This window comes from Novosphingobium sp. 9U (assembly GCF_902506425.1).
Lineage (GTDB): Bacteria > Pseudomonadota > Alphaproteobacteria > Sphingomonadales > Sphingomonadaceae > Novosphingobium.
Genome location: NZ_LR732469.1, coordinates 2,653,104 through 2,669,729 on the forward strand (window position 1 = coordinate 2,653,104; position 16,626 = coordinate 2,669,729).

The window sequence follows — 16,626 nt, forward strand, 5'->3', positions numbered from 1 at the left end:
CGACAGACCATGACGCACGAACTCGCCCTGCCGCTGCTGGTCGGCCTCATCCTCGTCGCGCTGGCGTTCGATTACCTGAACGGGCTGCACGATGCCGCCAACTCGATCGCGACGGTTGTGGCGACGCGCCTGCTCAGCCCTGGCTTGGCCGTGCTGTTCGCGGCATTCTTCAACTTCGCTGCGTACTTCCTGACTCTGGCCTTTCCCAGCCTGCACAAGGTGGCCGAGACAATCGGCGGCGGGCTGATCGCCAAGGATCTGATCACGCCTTCGGTGATCTTCGGGGCACTGATCGGTGCAATGTTCTGGAACGTCGTCACCTGGCTGAAGGGCATCCCATCTTCCAGTAGCCACGCCCTTGTCGGCGGGCTGATCGGCGCTGGCGTGGCGCATGCCGGGATCACCGGCGTGCAGTGGAACGGCCTCAACAAGACGCTGATCGCCATTGTCCTGTCGCCGCTGCTGGGCATGATCATCGCCATGCTGCTGATGCTGCTGACGAGCTGGCTGTTTGTGCGCGCCAGTTCGCGCACGGCGGAGAGCAGCTTCCGCGCGCTGCACCTGGTGTCCTCGGCGGCCTACTCGCTCAGCCACGGTTTGAACGATGCGCAAAAGACGATGGGCATCATAACCGTGCTGCTCTACTCAACCGGCTACTACAGCGGCACGTTCGAGGTGCCGCATTGGGTGGCGATCTGCTGCTACATTGCCATCGCGCTGGGCACGATGACCGGCGGCTGGAAGATCATCGAGACGATGGGCAGCCGCATCACCAAGCTCAGCCAGCACCAGGGTTTCTGCGCCTCGATGTCGGGCTCCATCGTAGTGTTCACCGCATCTCTGCTGGGCATTCCGGTCTCGACCACACACACCATCACCGGCTGCGTGATCGGCTCGGGTGTCGCGCGGCGCGCCTCGGCCGTGCGGTGGGGCGTGGCGCAGAGCGTGGTCATGGCCTGGATCATCACCATCCCCGCCTCAGCCGCGGTGGGCGCGCTGTTCTACCTGATCACGGTGCCGTTCGGAGGCTGACGGCCCGGAACTGACGGCGCCGCAGCGCTCCACCGACCACGGCGCAGCCGACGATCATCATCAGCCAGGTCGCGACTTCGGGCACCGCGTCGGGGAACGTCTCGGTCGTCTGCGTGGTCGTGATCGTGCCGAAGTTCGTGCCATCCGAAAAGGCGGTCAGGAACCCGGTTCCATTGAGCTGGAAGGCATACTGCGCGCCGTACTGCGCCTGGAAGCCGCTCACGAGCTGGAATGCCTCACCAAAGGCAGGCGCGGTGCCGGCATTCAGCCCGACAATCGCGTTGATTAGCGCACCTTCGCTATAGCTGGGGAACAACGTCGCGAAGCTCTGCTCCGACAGGTCCTGGTTGCCGCCGAACACCAGGCGCTTGGCCCCACCCGCGGCTGCGCTGTCGCTGACACCCAGGAAGAAGTAGGCGTCGTTGTAGAAGTCCGCCGTGGTGGTGCCGCCGTAGATTGTGGCACCGGGCGTGATGTCGGCACCTCCATAGATGTTCAGGAACGGCGCGGAAGGATTGCCGGTCGCGCCTCCGAACAGCGTCGAGAAGCTGTCCTGGATCGTCGCCTGCGAGTTGAAGGTCAGCCGCGTCGTGGTCTCGAACGCAGCTTGCGCGGGAGCGGCGCTGAACAGAAAGGCAGCCAGTGCGGCCAGGATGAAGCGGTGCATGGAACCCTCCAGGAACAAGCCGCGCGCTTACCACGAGCGGACCTGCAGGGGCGGTGAGTTCATCCCATTCTGGTGAGCAACACGCTGCTTGCAAGCGCGCGTGCGAGCCCGAAGGTTAACGGATGCACAGAGCTGAACAGGCCACAAGGCGAGCGATATGCGCCGGTTACAATGCTCGAATGTCGACACAAAGGTTAACGGGCGATCAAGTATTTGCCCGCGTCGATCGCTAAGCGGCACAGCCGATTGGCTCTCGGCCGAGGTGCAGGACACCCGCGCGACGTCTCAATCGCAGGTGTCCTGACACCGAACTGCGCTGTGGTCTCGTGTGAGTCGGGGGGCGATCAGGCGAAACGCGCGCGCGGAGGGCGCCGCCGCAGCCCGCCTCCGACCATGCCGATGCCCAAAATCATCATCGCCCAGGTCGCAGTCTCCGGCACGGCGGCGGCAACGTCCTGCACGTAGGGGTTCTGCGTCACCGTGACCGTGCCGGTCCGATCGAACGTGAAGCCGCTGACGAAGGCGAGCGGATCGCCTGGCTGCAGCATGTTGATCGAGTCGATCCCACGCAGCTGGAATGCGGCGAGCGGCGATGCGAAGGTGAAGGTCTGTCCGATTGCGACTTGTCCCAGCAAGTTAGCGCCGTCGTAGAGTTGGTATCCGTCGCTGTCGTTCAGCAACGAGGTGAACACGGCGGAAGTGAACAGCGCACCGCCCTCGGCGCCGAAGTCGTAACCCGTCGCCACCGGCGGATCGATGAAGGTCGGGCGGGTTGGGTCAATCTCGAAGGTGAACTCATACCCGCCGCCGGGCGTCTGCTCGGTCGGCAGCACCGGGTTCTCAGGCGACGCGCCGTAGTCCGTCGGCGGCGCATCGTTGCGGATGTTGTAGACCCAGCGGCCGTCCTCGCCGACATTGCTGCTATCCGTGAACGACAGCGCGCCCGGCGACAGGAACGATCCGGGCTGCAATTGCGTGGCGCCGGCGCCGTTGGTGTAGCCCGCCGCCGCCGGAACGCCGCCCAGGCCGTTCACGCCCTGGCTGGCGTCGCCCGTGGTCCAGTTGAGGTCGGCGTAGCGGAACTCGATATCGAAGTCTCCGGCATTGCCGCTCTGGTACAGGTTCAGCTGGAAGCTGTTCAGCTTGTCGCTGTGCTGGCTATAATAGCCGACGTTGTCCCATGTGACGTTGATCTGTCCGGGCGCGAACGAGCCGATGTAGACATTACCGCAGCTTACGCACCGCGTATCCACGTCCGCCCAGAACGGCGCGATCATCGCCTGGCCGAGGCTGCCGAAGTCGAACGGCGTGAAGCTACCCAACCCCGTGCTGAAGGTGACATTGCCGTTGTTGTTGACGAACAGCTCGTCATAGACCGAGCCGAAGAAGTCGATCGAGAAGGGCATGATGTACGCGCCCGACGAACTATCGTCGTTCTTGGGTAAGGCGATCTGGCCGTAGCCGCCGTCGCTGTTCGTCAGCAAAGTGGCGGCCGGTGCGGCCTGCGGCAGCGCTAATGCGGCCAGCGCGAGTATTGATGTGAATGTCCTGGTCATGTCGCCCCCAAATGTTGCCTGGCGAACGGCTCGACCCCTGCGAGCTCGCGCGTGAAGAGCGACCCTTGTTATGTTGGGCGAGTTTAAGCGCGGGCGGAGCGATGCATAGCCGGTGTTGCGACGACAATGGGGCGTTCGCCCGCACCCTCATGGCGAGGGCGAGAGGCGCGCGCTACGAAGCACGGTCGGAAAAAGGCGACCGATCTCAGTGCTGTGGCGAGATGCTTCTTTGGCGACCGGCTTGGGCATCATAGGAGCACACGTCCCAGCGGCGGCTGCAGCCTCCAATCAGGATCGAAGTTCCGCGCTGTCTGGCACTCACTCCATCACGCTCAGCAGGTCGTCCACGCTCGCCACGGAGAAGGCGGTGAACTCGTCCGCGACGGCATAGGGCAACAGCACGCGCCTGCCTTCCACCAGCGCGCCGCAGCTGTAGGTCACATTCGGCACATAGCCGCCGCGTTGCTCAGCACTGGGATAGATCAAGGGGGCGTGGGTACGAGCCAGGACGCGTGAGGGATCGTCCTTGTCGAGCAGGCACGCGCCGATCGCATAGCCGCGCACCAGGCCCACGCCATGCGTGAATACCAGCCAACCCTCGTCGATCTCGATCGGGGAGCCGCAATTGCCGATCTGCACGAATTCCCAAGGGTAGCGCGGGCGCATGATCGGCTCGCCCTCTTCCCAGGTGTAGAGATCGTCCGAGGTGAGCAGCCAGATGTTCTCGCTGTCCTGCCGGCCCAGCATGGCATAGCGCCCATCGATGCGGCGCGGGAATAGTGCCATGCCCTTGTAGCCCGCCATCTTGCCGGAGAGCGGGCGCATCTCGAACGTGCGCAAGTCGATGCCGCGGATCAGCTCCTGCCGCACCGTCTGCCCATCGAACGCGGTGTAGGTGCCGATCACCGTCGGCTCGCAGCCTTCGTCCTCGAAGGCGACCATGCGCAGGTCCTCGACGCCCTGGCGCTGGCTGGGCAGGACCGGGAACACCACCGTCTCGGAAATGTCGCGGCTGTCGTCACAGAGAAGGCGTACCCAGCCCTCGGTGTCGCTCTCGATACGCGGCGGCACGCCCTGTAGGCTGGGCGGGTCGATGGTGAGGCCCGTCCCGCCATCCCAGGTACCGGTGCGGAAGGTGACCGAAGAGATGTGCCCCTCGCCGATACCGCGCAGCGACAGAAGGAAGCGTAATTGCCCATCGTCGCTGGTGCCGCGTTCACCCGGCACGCGCACGACACTGGGATTGAACAGCGCTGCGGACTCGAAGGCGTATTCCTGGCTGAAGTAGGCTCCGGCGAGCAGCCGATCACGGTCGCTCAGCTTGCGGATCGCCGGCACCTCGTCGGCCAGGCAATCCACCTGCCGCAGGAACATGCCGTCGGCATCACGGTGCCGCTCGCGCATCGGTCCGGTCACATAGGCCATCATCCGCTCGCGCGTATCCTCGTCCGCCTGCAAGAGGCGCTCGACGACCGCCTCCATGCGGCTGGGGTGCCCTTCGGCGAACGCTGAGGGGTAGGCGAAGTGGAAAGGGCGGATGACGGTGCGGGCGGGATCGGGGTGCAGCTCGACGTCGAGCTTGGTAAAGACCTCAGCTGCTTCCATTGCGCGTGCTCGTCCTGCGATGAGGCCGAGACGGCCATCTGGTCACTGGCAGACGCCTCGCGAGCCGCGTTGTTCCGGCGCGACGCATTTCGAGACGCTGCACGGCAGTTGGCAATGCTTTGCAACGATGCTAGCGGACGCGACATCGGGGCCGTGCAACCTCCCGATCAAGCGCAGCGTGCGCTCAAGCGTTGCTTCTTACGCCGGCTGTTGCCGGCCGCAGGAGCGTGTTCATGCTTGGGGTTCGTTCGTCTTTCCTGGTACTTGCCACCGCCCTTCTATCCACGCCCGCTTTCGCGAAGGCCGACGCGCCCACGCTGCAATCGCTGATCGGCAATCCGGACGACTTCAAGCTCTCCGCCAGCGTCCGCGTCCGCTACGAGACGATCGACGGACAGCCGCGCCCCGGCTTCCGGCAGGACGACGAGGAACTGGCGATCCGCTCCTCGATCTTCGCCGAGTACCGCCATGCCGGCTTTCGTATCGGCGGCGAGCTGTTCGACAGCCGGGTCTATCTCGACCATCGAGACAGTGCGATCGGAACCAATGAGGTCAACGCGCTCGAGCTAGTGCAGGCTTATGTCGGCGCCGATCTGGGCGATGTTCTGGGCGCGGGCAGCACAACTCAGCTGCAAGCCGGGCGCATGACGCTGAACCTGGGCTCCCGGCGACTGGTCGCGGCGGACGATTATCGCAACACCACCAACGGCTACACCGGCCTGCGCGCCGACCTGAAGACACGCGACGGCACCACCGCGACGCTGATCTATACGCTCCCGCAAGTGCGCCTGCCCGACGACCTGGACTCGATCCGCCGCGCGCGTGTGAAGTGGGACCGCGAAAGCTTCGACTTGCGCCTGTGGGGTGGCCTCGTCGCCCGCCCCCAGACGATCGCCGGCGCGACTGCCGAGGTCGGCTACTTCCGCTTGCAGGAGCGCGACGCACCCGGACGCCCGACCCGCAACCGGGATCTGCACACCGTCAGCGCGCGCGTGATCCGCGATCCCAAGCCCGGCCGGTGGGACTTTGAGGCCGAAGGCATCTACCAGACGGGCGCCATCCGCTCGAGCCTGGCGGCGAACGCATCGCTGCTCGATGTCGACGCCTGGTTCGTTCATGTCGACGCCGGCTACAGCGTCCCCGGCCCTGCCAAGTTGCGCGTATCGGTGGAGTACGACTATGCGAGCGGCGACGGTCCAGGCGGCCGCTATGGCCGGTTCGATACACTGTTCGGCATGCGCCGCGCAGATCTGGCGCCGGCTGGGCTCTACAATGCCGTTGCACGCGCCAACATCAACACGCCGGGTCTGCGGGTCGAGGCCGCACCAGGCAAGCGGTTCGACGCCTTCGCAGTCTATCGCGCGATGTGGCTTGCCGACAAGACCGACGCGTTCTCGACCACCGGCGTTCGCGATCCATCCGGACGCAGCGGCAGCTTCGCGGGTCACCAAGTCGAAGCACGGATGCGTTACTGGCTCGTGCCCGGCTTTCTGCGGGGCGAGATCAACGCGGTGTGGCTGGCACGCGGGCGCTTCCTGAAGGATGCGCCGAACGCCCGCAGCGAAGACACGAAGTACCTGGCGACCGGGGTGACCGCCACGTTCTGAGCTGCTCGCACGCCTGCACGGAACCCGACCGGCCGCGGCTGGTTGGGACCTGGTGATTGGCAAGGAATGTCAGCATGTTAACACAGATCAAAGACGGCGGCGAACACTCAACGGAAAGCGCCGACGCGTGGTTCACGCCCGCTGCGCGTGCGCCGCTGCTGGCGCTGCTGAAGGCACTGGAAGCGCGTGGCTACGACTTCGTCACCGCCACTCCGGCGACCCACGCGCGCGTCCTCAGTCGCGCTGATCGCAAGGTGGCGCACGCCTTGCGCGATGTCCTGGGCTGGAGCTTGCCGTTCGCTCCTGACTTGATCGAGAAGGACTTGCGCGACCTCTTGGAGGCAGCAAGCGCCTTGGCTGCCGATGAAGGCGACATGCTGCGCTCACGATTGCGGGTCTCGCGCGTCGAAGGCACGCTGTTCCTGCATTCGGCCTACCCGACCTCGGCGCACGATGCGGTGTTCCTTGGCCCCGATAGCCATCGCTTCGCTCAGCTGATCACCGTCCGGATGAGATCGAGCGCCCATCGCCTGCTCGACTATGGTGCCGGTGCCGGTGTCGGCGGCATCGTCGCGGCCCGGGCGGCCAATCGCGCGCACCTGACGCTCGCCGACGTGAACCCCAAGGCTCTGTTCCTCGCCTCGATCAACGCCGAGCACGCAGGTGTCGATCACACGACGGTGCAGGTCCAGACACCCGAGGACCTTAGCGGCGCATTCGACTTGATGGTCACGCACCCGCCCTTCATGATCGACGCGGACCGCCGCGCCTATCGTGACGGCGGGGACCTTTATGGCGGGCAGCTCTCGCTCGACTGGACACTGCAGGGCGCGCAGCTGTTGGCTCCTGGCGGACAGCTGATCCTGCACACAGGGGTGTCGATCGTGGAAGGCCACGATGTCCTGCTCAATGCCTTGCGCGCGCAACTCCCCTCTGATGGCTTCGCGATCGACTATCGCGAGCTCGATCCCGACATCTTCAGCGAGGAGCTCGACAGTCCCGCCTATAGCGATGTGGAGCGGATCGCCGCCGTCGGCCTGGTCCTCACCAGAGCCGACGGCTGAGCGGATCCGGCCTTACCAGCCGCAGGTCTTGCCGGCGTTCTGCTTCTCAAGCCAGGCGCTCAGCGGCGCGAAGTAGCGCAGCATCGGCTTGCCGCTCATCTCGCGGCTGCCGGTGAAGGCCTGCAGCGCATCGGGCCAGGGCTTGGACGCGCCCATGGAGAGCATGGCGTTCATCTTCTCGCCGACCTTCTTGTTGCCGTAGAAGCTGCAGCGGTGGAGCGGCCCCTTCCAGCCCGCCTGCTTGCATGCGGCCTCGTAGAACTGGAACTGCAGCAGCCGTGCCAGGAAGTAGCGAGTGTAGGGCACGGTGGCCGGCACGTGGTACTTGGCGCCGGCATCGAAGCCGTCCGCCGGGCGAGCCGTGGGCGGAACGATGCCCTGATATTCCTGGCGCATCTGGTCCCACGCCGCCTGGTACTGGCCAGGCGCGATCTCGCCCGAGAAGATCTTCCAGCGATAGCGATCGATCAACAAGCCGAAGGGCAGGAACGCCACCTTGTCCATCGCCTGGCGCAGCAGCAGGCCGGTGTCCTTGTCGGCGCTGGGCACCTTGGCCTTGTCGAGCAGGCCGATCTGCACAAGGTACTGCGGCGTAATCGACAGCGCCATGGTGTCGCCGATCGCCTCGTGGAAGCCGTCGTTCGCGCCATCGAGGTAGTAGGCGGGCTGCTTGTTGTAGGCGCGCTGGTAGTAGTTGTGGCCCAACTCGTGATGGATCGTCACGAAGTCATCCGAGTTGACCTTGGTGCACATCTTGATGCGCAGGTCTTCCTTGTTGTCGATATCCCAGGCCGAGGCGTGGCAGACCACTTCGCGGTCGGCCGGCTTGGTGATCTGCGAGCGTTCCCAGAACGTGCCGGGCAGCGGTGCGAAGCCCAGCGAGGAGTAGAAGCCCTCACCCGCCTTGACCATCTTGACTGGATCGTAGCCCTTGGCTTTCAGCAGATCGCCGATGTCATAGCCCAGATCGCCGGCGCCGGCGGGCGCGACGATGTCGTAGATGTTGCCCCATTCCTGCGCCCACATGTTGCCGAGCAGATCCGCGCGGATCGGACCGGTGGTCTTCTGAACCGCGTCGCCGTACTTCTCGTTTAGCTTGGTGCGGGTGTAGCAGTGCAGCTGGTCGTAGAGCGGCTTGACCTCCGCCCACAGCTTGTCGGTCAGCGCGGCGAACTGCTCGGGGGTCATGTCGTAGTTGGAGCGCCACAGCGCGCCGGTGTCGGCGTAGCCTAGTTCCTTGGCGCCCTCGTTCTGCAGCGCGACGAGCTTGACGAAGTCCGCCTTCATCGGCTTGCCGACGTTGTCGTTCCAGCTGGTCCACATCTCGGCCAACTCGACCGGGTTCCGGTTTTCGCCCATCGCGGCCTCGATGTCGGAGCCGTTGATCGGCTGCCCCTTCAGCGTGCCCTTGCCCTTGCCGTACATGCCCTGGAGGCGCGCGATGAGCGTCGCAGCTTCTTCCGCCGCGCCGGGACGGCTGGGCGCGGGCTGGGTGATCAGCGTACGCATGCGGCTGAGCTTGCGGTTCACGTCGTACGTCAGGCCTGGCTGCGAGGCATAAGTCGCCGCCTTGGTCGCGGTCGCGACATTGAACGAGTTCAGCGCGGCGGAGCTGCGCGCGGTCACCGCCTCGCTGTCGACGGTGATGTAGGTGTTGTAGACCCACTCGGCCTGCGCGGACTCGACCGTCTTCTGGTTGTACTGCGCCTCCGCCTGCTCGACGAACTGTGCGGCGGTGGGAACGCTGGCCGGAGCACTGGCGCTCTGGGCCGAGGCCGGCGCGGCGACGGCGATCGCTCCGGCCAGCGCCAGAAGCGAAATTGCGTGAGATTTCATGGTTTGCCCCGTTGTTCGGATTTGCGGATGCGCCATGCTGGCCCGCTCGGCCGGGAGGGTCAAGCGGCGGGGTCGGGGGTCAAGGCTCAAACGTCGATCCGGGCCTGAACCCCGGTGGAGGTCACGCCTTCAGGAACGTCACCATGGCATCGCCCATCGCCTTCTCCGTCACAGACGACATGTGCGTGCCGGGGATTGCAACGTAGCACGCATCCGGCAGCGCCGCGGCCAGGGCGGGCGCGGAGCCGTTGTCGCTGTCGTCCGCGCCGCATAGCACGAGGGTGGACATGGTCACCCCGGCCAGGTCCTCCGGCGGAGTATCGTCAACCGATTGCAGCAGCAGCCGCGAGGCGACGAGGTCCACCTTCTGCGTGCGCATGAACGAGCGTGCGACAAAGGCGGGATCGCCATGCTTGATCGTGTCGTAGCGATCGATGGCATCGACGAAGAACGCACTGCGCCGCGCCCAATTGCCCAGCCCTTCGATCCCCATGCCGCCCAGGATCAGCCGCCGCGGCGCCAGTCCGGCGAGCACCGAGCGCACCGCCGTGCGCGATCCGAGCGAGAACCCGCCCAGGTCGAAGTCGGTGAGCCCGAGCGCCTGGACCAGCGCCAGGCAATCGCGCACCAGCACGTCCGCCGGGTAGGCCGCAGGATCGTGCGGCGCTTCGCTCTGCCCGTGGGCGCGCAGATCGGGCATGATCACGTCGAACCCGGCATCGGCGAGCTTGCCGGCATGGCCGAACTTGATCCAGTTGACTTGCGCGCTGGAGAACAGGCCGTGCAGCAGCAGCACCGGCCTACCGACGCCGGCGCCCATGCGGTGCACCGCGAGCTTCGCGCCGCCATAGCCTTCCAGAAAGTCCGTACGCGCTTCGCTCATTCAGGAGGCTCCATGCCGGCCGCGCGCCACATCTCCACCACCTTGGTGTTCTGCGCGCTCGTGATGCCGGGCAGATGCCGCACCTGCGTCCAAGCCTCAAGCATGCTTTCGGTGGCGTAGTTGTGCTCGGGCTTGAACGGTGTCGGATCATCGAAGCTACCCACAGTGAGGTCGATATTGGTGCCGCCTTCGATGAAATCGAACCCGAGCGGTGTCCCGCACTGCGAGCAGAACGGCCGCCGGGCGATCGGCGAGGATTGATACCAGTCCGGCTCCGACTGCCAGACGACCTTGTCCTTGGGCGGGTTGATAAACGCGATCGACACGCCGCCGGTCGCCTTCTTGCACATGTTGCAATGGCACAAGTACGCCTTCTCCGGCTCGACTTCGGCGGTGTAGCGCACCCGGCCGCACTGGCAGCCGCCATCCATGCTCGGCATATCCTGGTCCTCCTGCAGGCAAGTGCGAACGCGCAGGACGTGCGCGCCGTTCCCCCTGCCCATCCTTGCTTCCCGTAAGGAACCGTACCCGACATCACGGGTTTCCCGCCCACCATGCGGCTACGACCTATCGCATATCACACACGCTTCACGGCAGCCGCCCTGATCGCACTGGCGCTCGCTGGCTGCGGTTCGCACACCCCGAACGAGGCGCCGCCGCGCGCGACCGACCGGATCGCCATCAAGCCGCAAGCTTCAATCATCGCCGTTCCTCTCGAGGCCGACCTGACGCGTCTTGCCGCAGCGCTCGAACGCGAGATCCCGCGCCAGTTGTGGTCGATCGACAAGCCCGGCCAGGTCTGTGTGCCCAGCGACAAGGTCAAGGTGCTGTTCGTCGAGGTGAAGACGCCCACCATCCGCTGCCGTATCGTCGGCCAAGTGACGGGCGGGCGGCTGGCGCTCTCGGGTTCGGGCCGCACGCTCGTGGTGACGATGCCGGTGCACGCCGTCGTCCATGCGCGCGATATCGGCGGCGTGCTGAAGCAGGAGACCGCCACCGCCGACGCGCAAGTCCAGGCCCGGATTGCGCTCGACATCGCGCCGGACTGGAGCCCGCGCGGTAAGGTCGACCTCGGCTATCGCTGGACCGCGCCGCCGCGCATCGATTTCCTAGGCCAAACAATCGACTTGTCCGAGCAGGCGGACGATAAGCTGAAAGGCGTGATTGCCAAGCTGGAGCGCACTCTGCCCGGCGAACTCAGCCAGCTCCACATGCGCGAGCAGGTGCAGCTGGCCTGGAATGCGGCGTTCACCTCGCTGCAGCTCAACCGCTCGAACCCGCCGGTGTGGATGCGCGTCTCGCCACACGAGCTGCAATATGGCGGCTACCGCATCGCCGGCAATCGCGTCACGCTGCGTCTGGGCTTGCGCGCCGTGACCGAGACCTTCGTCGGCGATCGCCCGCCCGACCCCGCGCGCACGCCGCTGCCGCCGCTGCGGCAGCTGGCGGCAAACCCGGGCAAGCTGACCTTCTTCATCCCGGTGATCGCCGACTACGGCCAGCTCGAGCCGGTGCTGATGAAGGCGCTGCGCAAGCGGCAGTCGCGTCCGTTCCAGGTACCAGGGGTCGGACCGGTCTGGGCACGGTTCAACAAGGCGACGATCTACGGCACCAAAGGCGGCAAGATCGCGGTGGGCCTGAACTTTAACGCCAGCGACGAGGCGGATACCATCGGCAGGGCGCGCGCGACTGTGTGGATGACAGCGCTGCCGCTCAACCAGCCCAACTCGCGCCGGGTCGATTTCACCGAGTTCGCGGTGAGCGGCAGCACGGACCGCACCGGCGGCGATCTGGTGATCCAGCTCGCCAATGCGCCCGGGCTCGACCGGACGATCGCCCGAGCTCTGTCGCAGAACTTCGAGCGGGATTACGACAAGCTGATGGTCAAGATCGACCGCGCCATCCAGGGAAAGCGCGAGGGCGACTTCGTGATCCGTGCGAAGATCGAGGACGTGCAGACCGGCTCGCTCAAGGCGGCGGGGCAAGGGCTGTACTTACCGGTGCGCGGGACCGGCACGGCAAGCATCAAGCTGGAGCCTCGCTAGTTCCTCCTGCGAGGGAGGACCTCTACGATGATCAAATCGGGTCGAACTCCAGGTGTAGCTCCTTGAGCGCTCGCAGCACATAAGTCGGCTCGTACACGAAATGCCGATCGTGCTCGCGCCCATGCTTCGCCTCGGCCAGTCGCACGTTGCCCATGCGCGCAAGCAGGCGCTCGATGCTCACCACCACCTCGCGGCGCGCCAGCGGAGCGCCGATGCAGGTGTGCGCGCCGCGGCCGAACGCCAGGTGCTCCTTAATCCGCGGGCGGTCCATGTCGAACACGTCGGGGTTGGGGAAGCGCTTGGGATCGCGATTGGCGGCCATGTGGCTCATCAGGATCGGCGTGCCAGCCTTAATCTCGACGCCGCCCAGCGTGGTGGTCTTCTTGCACAGTCGTCCACCGCTTTTCACCGAGCCATCATAGCGCAGCAGCTCCTCGACGAACGCCTCGATGCGCTTCGGATTGGCGCGCAGTTCCGCCTGGATGTCGGGACGGGTCGCGATGACCTTGAAGCCATTTGCCAGCAGCCGATTGGTGGTGTCCTGCCCAGCCCCGAACAGGAACGCGGCCAGGCCAGTCAGGTCGACCAGCGTCGGCTTGGAGCCGTCAGGGTATGTCGCCTGCGCGAGGTCGTTGAGGATGTCCTCCTGCGCCAGCAGCGAGCGCAGCGGGCGCAGAAGCGCGTGCTGTGAGGCGCGCCGGCGCGCTATCATCGAGAACAGGTCCTTGCCGACGCCGACAAGAGGATTCTTCATCATCTCCTCTTTGGTCGCATCCATCGGCACCGGGATCGCGCCTTCGAGCAGGTCACGAAATTTCGCGCGCGTCTTCTCCGAAAGCCCCAGCAGGTCGGAGATCACCAGCGCCCCGTAAGGCCCGCCATACTGGCGCACGATGTCGACCTGGCCGTCCTTGTGGAACTCGTCGATCAGGCCTTCGGCCGTGGCGAGCAGCTTGGGTTGCAACTGCTTGAGCCGGCTAGGCGTGAACAGCCGCGCGAGGATCGAGCGCAAGTCGGCGTGCCGGTCACCGCTCTCGGCGACGATCTGGTCGGCAAAGTCGATCTGCTTGCGGTGGGTGGAGAGCAGGTTGGTGATGTCGTCGCTCGCCGGCGTGAACGGCAGCTCGACAAGGCCGCCCGTCACCGCGTTGATTTCCGAGAAATGCTCGGTGTCGAGCATGACCTCGACCGTCTCATCGTAGCCGGTGACTGCCACGGCGTTTCGATGCGGCAGGCGCACGACTGGGCCTTGGGCACGCAGCCAATCAAAATAGGCGTGCGGATCGTCGACGAGCGAGACGTCGGTGTACCAATCTGCGGCTTCGTAAGACACGTGCGGGATCTCCGATGTATGATCCTTTGTGTATCACACAGACCATGGAGATCAACGTTCTCGTACCTGCTGCTGCTCCTCCTCCCTTGAGGGAGGAGGTCGGGAGGTGGGTGTACTCACGCCAGCGTGGACGCGCTGCCTGGCGGCATCGCTCCCCCACCCCCAACCCCTCCCCGCCGGGGAGGGGAGCTACTGCGCCGGCGTTTCTAGCCCCGACCACTTCGCCAGGAACGAAAGCACGTCCGCACCCTCGTCGATCACCTTGTCGGTCGGCTTGCCCGAGCCATGCCCCGCCCGCGTCTCGATGCGGATCAGGTGCGGCTTGGGTCCAGCCTGCGCCTGCTGGAGTGCCGCAGTGTACTTGAAGCTATGCCCAGGCACTACGCGGTCGTCGGTGTCCGCCGTCGTCACCAGCACGGCGGGATAGTCCACGCCCGAGCGGATGTTGTGATAGGGCGAGTACTTGCGCAGCACGCGGAAGTCGGCCTCCTTTTCGGGATACCCGTAGTCGTCCACCCAGTAGCGGCCCGCAGTGAAGCGGTCGAAACGCAACATGTCCATGACGCCGACCGCCGCATTGGCCGCCGCGAACAAGTCCGGACGCTGGTTCACCACAGCGCCCACCAGCAGGCCGCCGTTCGACCCGCCCTGGATCGAGAGCCCGTCCTTAGGCGTGATCCCCTGCGCTATGAGGTACTCACCTGCGGCGATAAAGTCGTCGAACACGTTCTGCTTGTTGGCAAGGCGTCCGGCATCGTGCCACGCCTTGCCGTACTCGCCGCCGCCGCGCAGGTTGGCCATGGCAAAGGCGCCGCCCGCCTCCAGCCACGCCATGCGCACTGCCGAGTAGCCGGGGGTCAGCGAAATATCGAAGCCGCCGTAGCCATAGAGCAAAGTCGGCTGCGCCTTGCCGGCTGCAGCCGCGGCCTTGCTGCGCACAACGAACATCGGCACCTTGGTGCCGTCCTTGGACGTGTAGAACCGCTGCTCGATCAGGTACTTGGCCGGATCGAACTTGATCGCCGGCTGCGCGAACGGCTCGGACTTGCCGGTGGCGATGTCCATGCGGAACACCGCCGCAGGCTGGTTGAAGCTGGAATAGCTGTAGAACGTCTCGGGATCGCCGGGCTTGCCGTCGAAACCCGAAGCCGTGCCCAGTCCGGCCAAAGTCAGGTCGCGCACCGACTTGCCGTCCAGCCCGACGATCTCGGCATGGCTCGCCGCGTCCTTCAGATAGTTGAGGATCAGGTGATTGCCGATGATCGTCGCGCGCTCGAGCAGTTCGTCACGCTCGGCCACGACTTGCCGGAACTGCGGCGCGCGTTCGGCAAGATCGATCACCACCAGCTTGTAGCGGGGCGCGTCCTTGTTGGTGACGAACCAAAGCCGCGTGCCGGTGCTGGCGACGAGCTTCCAGTCGTTAGTCGGCTCTGCCACCAGCGTGCGCGGGTTCCAGCCATCGCGCGTGCGGCGTTGGAGATCGACGTAACGCACCTGCTGGCGGCTGTCGGTACCCGTGCTGCTGCGGATGACGAGGTAGCGGCCATCCTGCGTGACATCCGCGTCGTGGTTCATGTCGCGCTGCTCGGGCGTCGCGAACACCAGCTGGTCGGCCTCCTGCGGCGTGCCCAGGCGATGGTAGTAGACCGCATGGTCGTAATTGCGGCCCTGGAATGCCGTGCCCTCCGCGGGCGCCGGGAAGCGCGAGTAAACGAAGCCGTCTGCCCCCGCCCAGGCGAGGTCAGTGAACTTGGCCCACTTCACTTCGTCCGGCAGCTGCTTGCCGGTGGCGACATCGAGCACGTGCAGCACGCGCCAATCGCTGCCGCCGTCCTGTACGCTGAACAGCAGGTGCTTGCCATCGTCGGAGGGCTTCCAGCCATCGAGCGCGGTGGCGCCATCCTTAGCCCAGCTGTTCGGATCGAGCAGCAGCCGCGGCTCACCGTGCAGACCCTCACGCACGAACAGCTGCGCCTGGTTCTGCAGCCCCGAGTTGCGGGTGTAGAAATAGCGACCACCCGCCTTGGTCGGCAGACCGAAGCGCTCATAGTCAATCAACTCGCGGATCTTGGCGGCGAACCAGCCTCGCTGCGGCAGCGTGTCGAGGTACTGGCGGGTGACCGCATTCTCTCGCTCGACCCAGCCGGCGACTTCCTTGTCGCTGCGCACGTCGTTTTCGAGCCAGCGATAGGGATCGGCGATCGCCTCGCCGAAGTGCTGCTCCACCAGCGGTTCGCGGCGGGTTGCGGGATAGTTCATTTTCATGGTGTCGGCCCGGGTCGGCGAAGTGGCAAGAGCGGTCACGGTCATGAGAGCCGCGAGGGTCGGACGCAAGCGCCCGGAGCGAGGAGCCAAAACGAAATTCTCCAGCAAAAAGCAAAGCGGCCCCGAGCTTTAACGCTCGGAGCCGCCGTGGCAATTGCCGGATGTTCAGTGCCCCGGACCTACGTGGCAACCGCGGGCACGGAGGAGAGGATCAGGCCTCTTCGTACTCTTCGGCGTCGGTGTTCACCGGGCCCGAGTCCTGGCCCTTGGCATCAACGTCACGGTCGACGAGTTCGATGATCGCCATCGGCGCGGCGTCCGAACCACGAAAACCTGCCTTGATGATGCGGCTGTAGCCACCCTCGCGGCCAGCGTAACGCTCGGCGAGGATTTCGAACAGCTTCTGCTCCTGCGTCTCGTCCATCAAGCGCGAGTGCGCCAGGCGACGGTTCGACAGGCCACCGCGCTTGGCCAGCGTGATCAGCTTCTCGACATAGGGGCGCAGTTCGCGTGCCTTGGGCAGCGTGGTCTGGATCTGCTCGTGCTTGATCAGCGCCGCGGCCATGTTGCGCAGCAGAGCCGTGCGGTGACCCGTAGCGCGCTGCAGCTTGCGGCCGCCCATCTTGTGACGCATTTCATGTACTCCGTTCGTAAGGGGCCCGTGTGAGGTAGCCCGGTCCTGGCCGTCACTTGAGGGGGACGGCCCTTCCCTTTCTAATCCTCTCCCCGGCGG

Annotated in this window: 12 protein-coding genes and 2 pseudogenes; 4 read left to right on the forward strand and 10 right to left on the reverse strand. The window is 65.5% G+C overall.

Annotated features, from left to right (window positions below; translation table 11 throughout):
* The first annotated feature begins 9 nt into the window (after nucleotides 1-9).
* Nucleotides 10-1,032, forward strand: a complete 1,023-nt coding sequence (locus GV044_RS12375) for an inorganic phosphate transporter (protein WP_159870124.1) — start codon at nucleotides 10-12, stop codon at nucleotides 1,030-1,032.
* On the opposite strand, the gene GV044_RS12380 is transcribed toward GV044_RS12375, so the two are convergent.
* The 4 genes and pseudogenes from GV044_RS12380 to GV044_RS12390 all read right to left on the reverse strand — a co-directional run bounded on the left by GV044_RS12380 (nucleotide 1,010) and on the right by GV044_RS12390 (nucleotide 4,860).
* Complete coding sequence (locus GV044_RS12380) at nucleotides 1,010-1,699, reverse strand: PEPxxWA-CTERM sorting domain-containing protein (protein WP_159870127.1); 690 nt, start codon at nucleotides 1,697-1,699, stop codon at nucleotides 1,010-1,012. The genes GV044_RS12375 and GV044_RS12380 overlap by 23 nt on opposite strands.
* Nucleotides 1,700-2,043: 344 nt before the next feature.
* Nucleotides 2,044-2,157: pseudogene (locus GV044_RS22735) on the reverse strand (PEPxxWA-CTERM sorting domain-containing protein); the annotation flags it as partial.
* Between the two features lie 432 nt (nucleotides 2,158-2,589).
* Nucleotides 2,590-3,255: pseudogene (locus tag GV044_RS22740) on the reverse strand (nidogen-like domain-containing protein); the annotation flags it as partial.
* A 318-nt stretch (nucleotides 3,256-3,573) separates the two neighbouring features.
* On the reverse strand, nucleotides 3,574-4,860 hold the full coding sequence (locus GV044_RS12390; protein WP_159870131.1) for a glycoside hydrolase family 130 protein: 1,287 nt from the start codon (nucleotides 4,858-4,860) through the stop codon (nucleotides 3,574-3,576).
* Between the two features lie 233 nt (nucleotides 4,861-5,093).
* Here GV044_RS12390 and GV044_RS12395 point away from each other — a divergent pair, with 233 nt between their 5' ends.
* Nucleotides 5,094-6,467, forward strand: a complete 1,374-nt coding sequence (locus GV044_RS12395; RefSeq protein WP_159870134.1) for an alginate export family protein — start codon at nucleotides 5,094-5,096, stop codon at nucleotides 6,465-6,467.
* Nucleotides 6,468-6,541: 74 nt separating this feature from the next.
* The gene (locus GV044_RS12400; protein ID WP_159870137.1) at nucleotides 6,542-7,531 is read left to right on the forward strand and encodes a methyltransferase; all 990 of its coding nucleotides are present in this window, start codon (nucleotides 6,542-6,544) and stop codon (nucleotides 7,529-7,531) included.
* 12 nt (nucleotides 7,532-7,543) lie between these two features.
* Here GV044_RS12400 and GV044_RS12405 read toward each other — a convergent pair whose 3' ends face one another.
* From GV044_RS12405 to GV044_RS12415, 3 genes are all read right to left on the reverse strand, one after another.
* Nucleotides 7,544-9,367 (reverse strand): M2 family metallopeptidase, encoded by a 1,824-nt coding sequence (locus tag GV044_RS12405; RefSeq protein WP_159870140.1) that lies wholly within the window; start codon nucleotides 9,365-9,367, stop codon nucleotides 7,544-7,546.
* Nucleotides 9,368-9,488: 121 nt separating this feature from the next.
* Nucleotides 9,489-10,250, reverse strand: coding sequence for an alpha/beta fold hydrolase (locus tag GV044_RS12410; RefSeq protein WP_159870143.1), 762 nt, complete (start codon nucleotides 10,248-10,250; stop codon nucleotides 9,489-9,491).
* A complete protein-coding gene (locus GV044_RS12415) occupies nucleotides 10,247-10,690 on the reverse strand; it encodes a GFA family protein (RefSeq protein ID WP_159870146.1) in 444 nt (147 codons plus the stop codon). Before GV044_RS12415 ends, GV044_RS12410 begins: the two co-directional genes overlap by 4 nt.
* A 114-nt stretch (nucleotides 10,691-10,804) precedes the next feature.
* Between GV044_RS12415 and GV044_RS12420 the strand changes: the two genes are divergently transcribed.
* Nucleotides 10,805-12,295, forward strand: coding sequence for a DUF4403 family protein (locus tag GV044_RS12420; RefSeq protein ID WP_159870149.1), 1,491 nt, complete (start codon nucleotides 10,805-10,807; stop codon nucleotides 12,293-12,295).
* Between the two features lie 31 nt (nucleotides 12,296-12,326).
* Here the strand turns inward: GV044_RS12420 and GV044_RS12425 are convergent, their stop codons facing one another.
* From GV044_RS12425 to rplQ, 3 genes are all read right to left on the reverse strand, one after another.
* Nucleotides 12,327-13,628, reverse strand: coding sequence for a cytochrome P450 (locus GV044_RS12425; RefSeq protein ID WP_159870152.1), 1,302 nt, complete (start codon nucleotides 13,626-13,628; stop codon nucleotides 12,327-12,329).
* Between the two features lie 189 nt (nucleotides 13,629-13,817).
* The gene (locus GV044_RS12430) at nucleotides 13,818-15,938 is read right to left on the reverse strand and encodes a prolyl oligopeptidase family protein (RefSeq protein ID WP_159870155.1); all 2,121 of its coding nucleotides are present in this window, start codon (nucleotides 15,936-15,938) and stop codon (nucleotides 13,818-13,820) included.
* Nucleotides 15,939-16,104: 166 nt separating this feature from the next.
* Nucleotides 16,105-16,527 (reverse strand): 50S ribosomal protein L17, encoded by a 423-nt coding sequence (gene rplQ / locus GV044_RS12435; protein ID WP_159870158.1) that lies wholly within the window; start codon nucleotides 16,525-16,527, stop codon nucleotides 16,105-16,107.
* Nucleotides 16,528-16,626: the final 99 nt, after the last annotated feature.

What these genes read in the sequence shown, in the direction of transcription:
- GV044_RS12380 (WP_159870127.1), bottom strand. Translation starts at nt 1,699, where the DNA reads ATGCACCGCTTCATCCTGGCCGCACTGGCTGCCTTTCTGTTCAGCGCC.
- GV044_RS12375 (WP_159870124.1), top strand. Translation starts at nt 10, where the DNA reads ATGACGCACGAACTCGCCCTGCCGCTGCTGGTCGGCCTCATCCTCGTC.
- GV044_RS12400 (WP_159870137.1), top strand. Translation starts at nt 6,542, where the DNA reads ATGTTAACACAGATCAAAGACGGCGGCGAACACTCAACGGAAAGCGCC.
- GV044_RS12390 (WP_159870131.1), bottom strand. Translation starts at nt 4,860, where the DNA reads ATGGAAGCAGCTGAGGTCTTTACCAAGCTCGACGTCGAGCTGCACCCC.
- GV044_RS12430 (WP_159870155.1), bottom strand. Translation starts at nt 15,938, where the DNA reads ATGACCGTGACCGCTCTTGCCACTTCGCCGACCCGGGCCGACACCATG.
- rplQ (WP_159870158.1), bottom strand. Translation starts at nt 16,527, where the DNA reads ATGCGTCACAAGATGGGCGGCCGCAAGCTGCAGCGCGCTACGGGTCAC.
- GV044_RS12420 (WP_159870149.1), top strand. Translation starts at nt 10,805, where the DNA reads ATGCGGCTACGACCTATCGCATATCACACACGCTTCACGGCAGCCGCC.
- GV044_RS12395 (WP_159870134.1), top strand. Translation starts at nt 5,094, where the DNA reads ATGCTTGGGGTTCGTTCGTCTTTCCTGGTACTTGCCACCGCCCTTCTA.
- GV044_RS12415 (WP_159870146.1), bottom strand. Translation starts at nt 10,690, where the DNA reads ATGCCGAGCATGGATGGCGGCTGCCAGTGCGGCCGGGTGCGCTACACC.
- GV044_RS12405 (WP_159870140.1), bottom strand. Translation starts at nt 9,367, where the DNA reads ATGAAATCTCACGCAATTTCGCTTCTGGCGCTGGCCGGAGCGATCGCC.
- GV044_RS12410 (WP_159870143.1), bottom strand. Translation starts at nt 10,250, where the DNA reads ATGAGCGAAGCGCGTACGGACTTTCTGGAAGGCTATGGCGGCGCGAAG.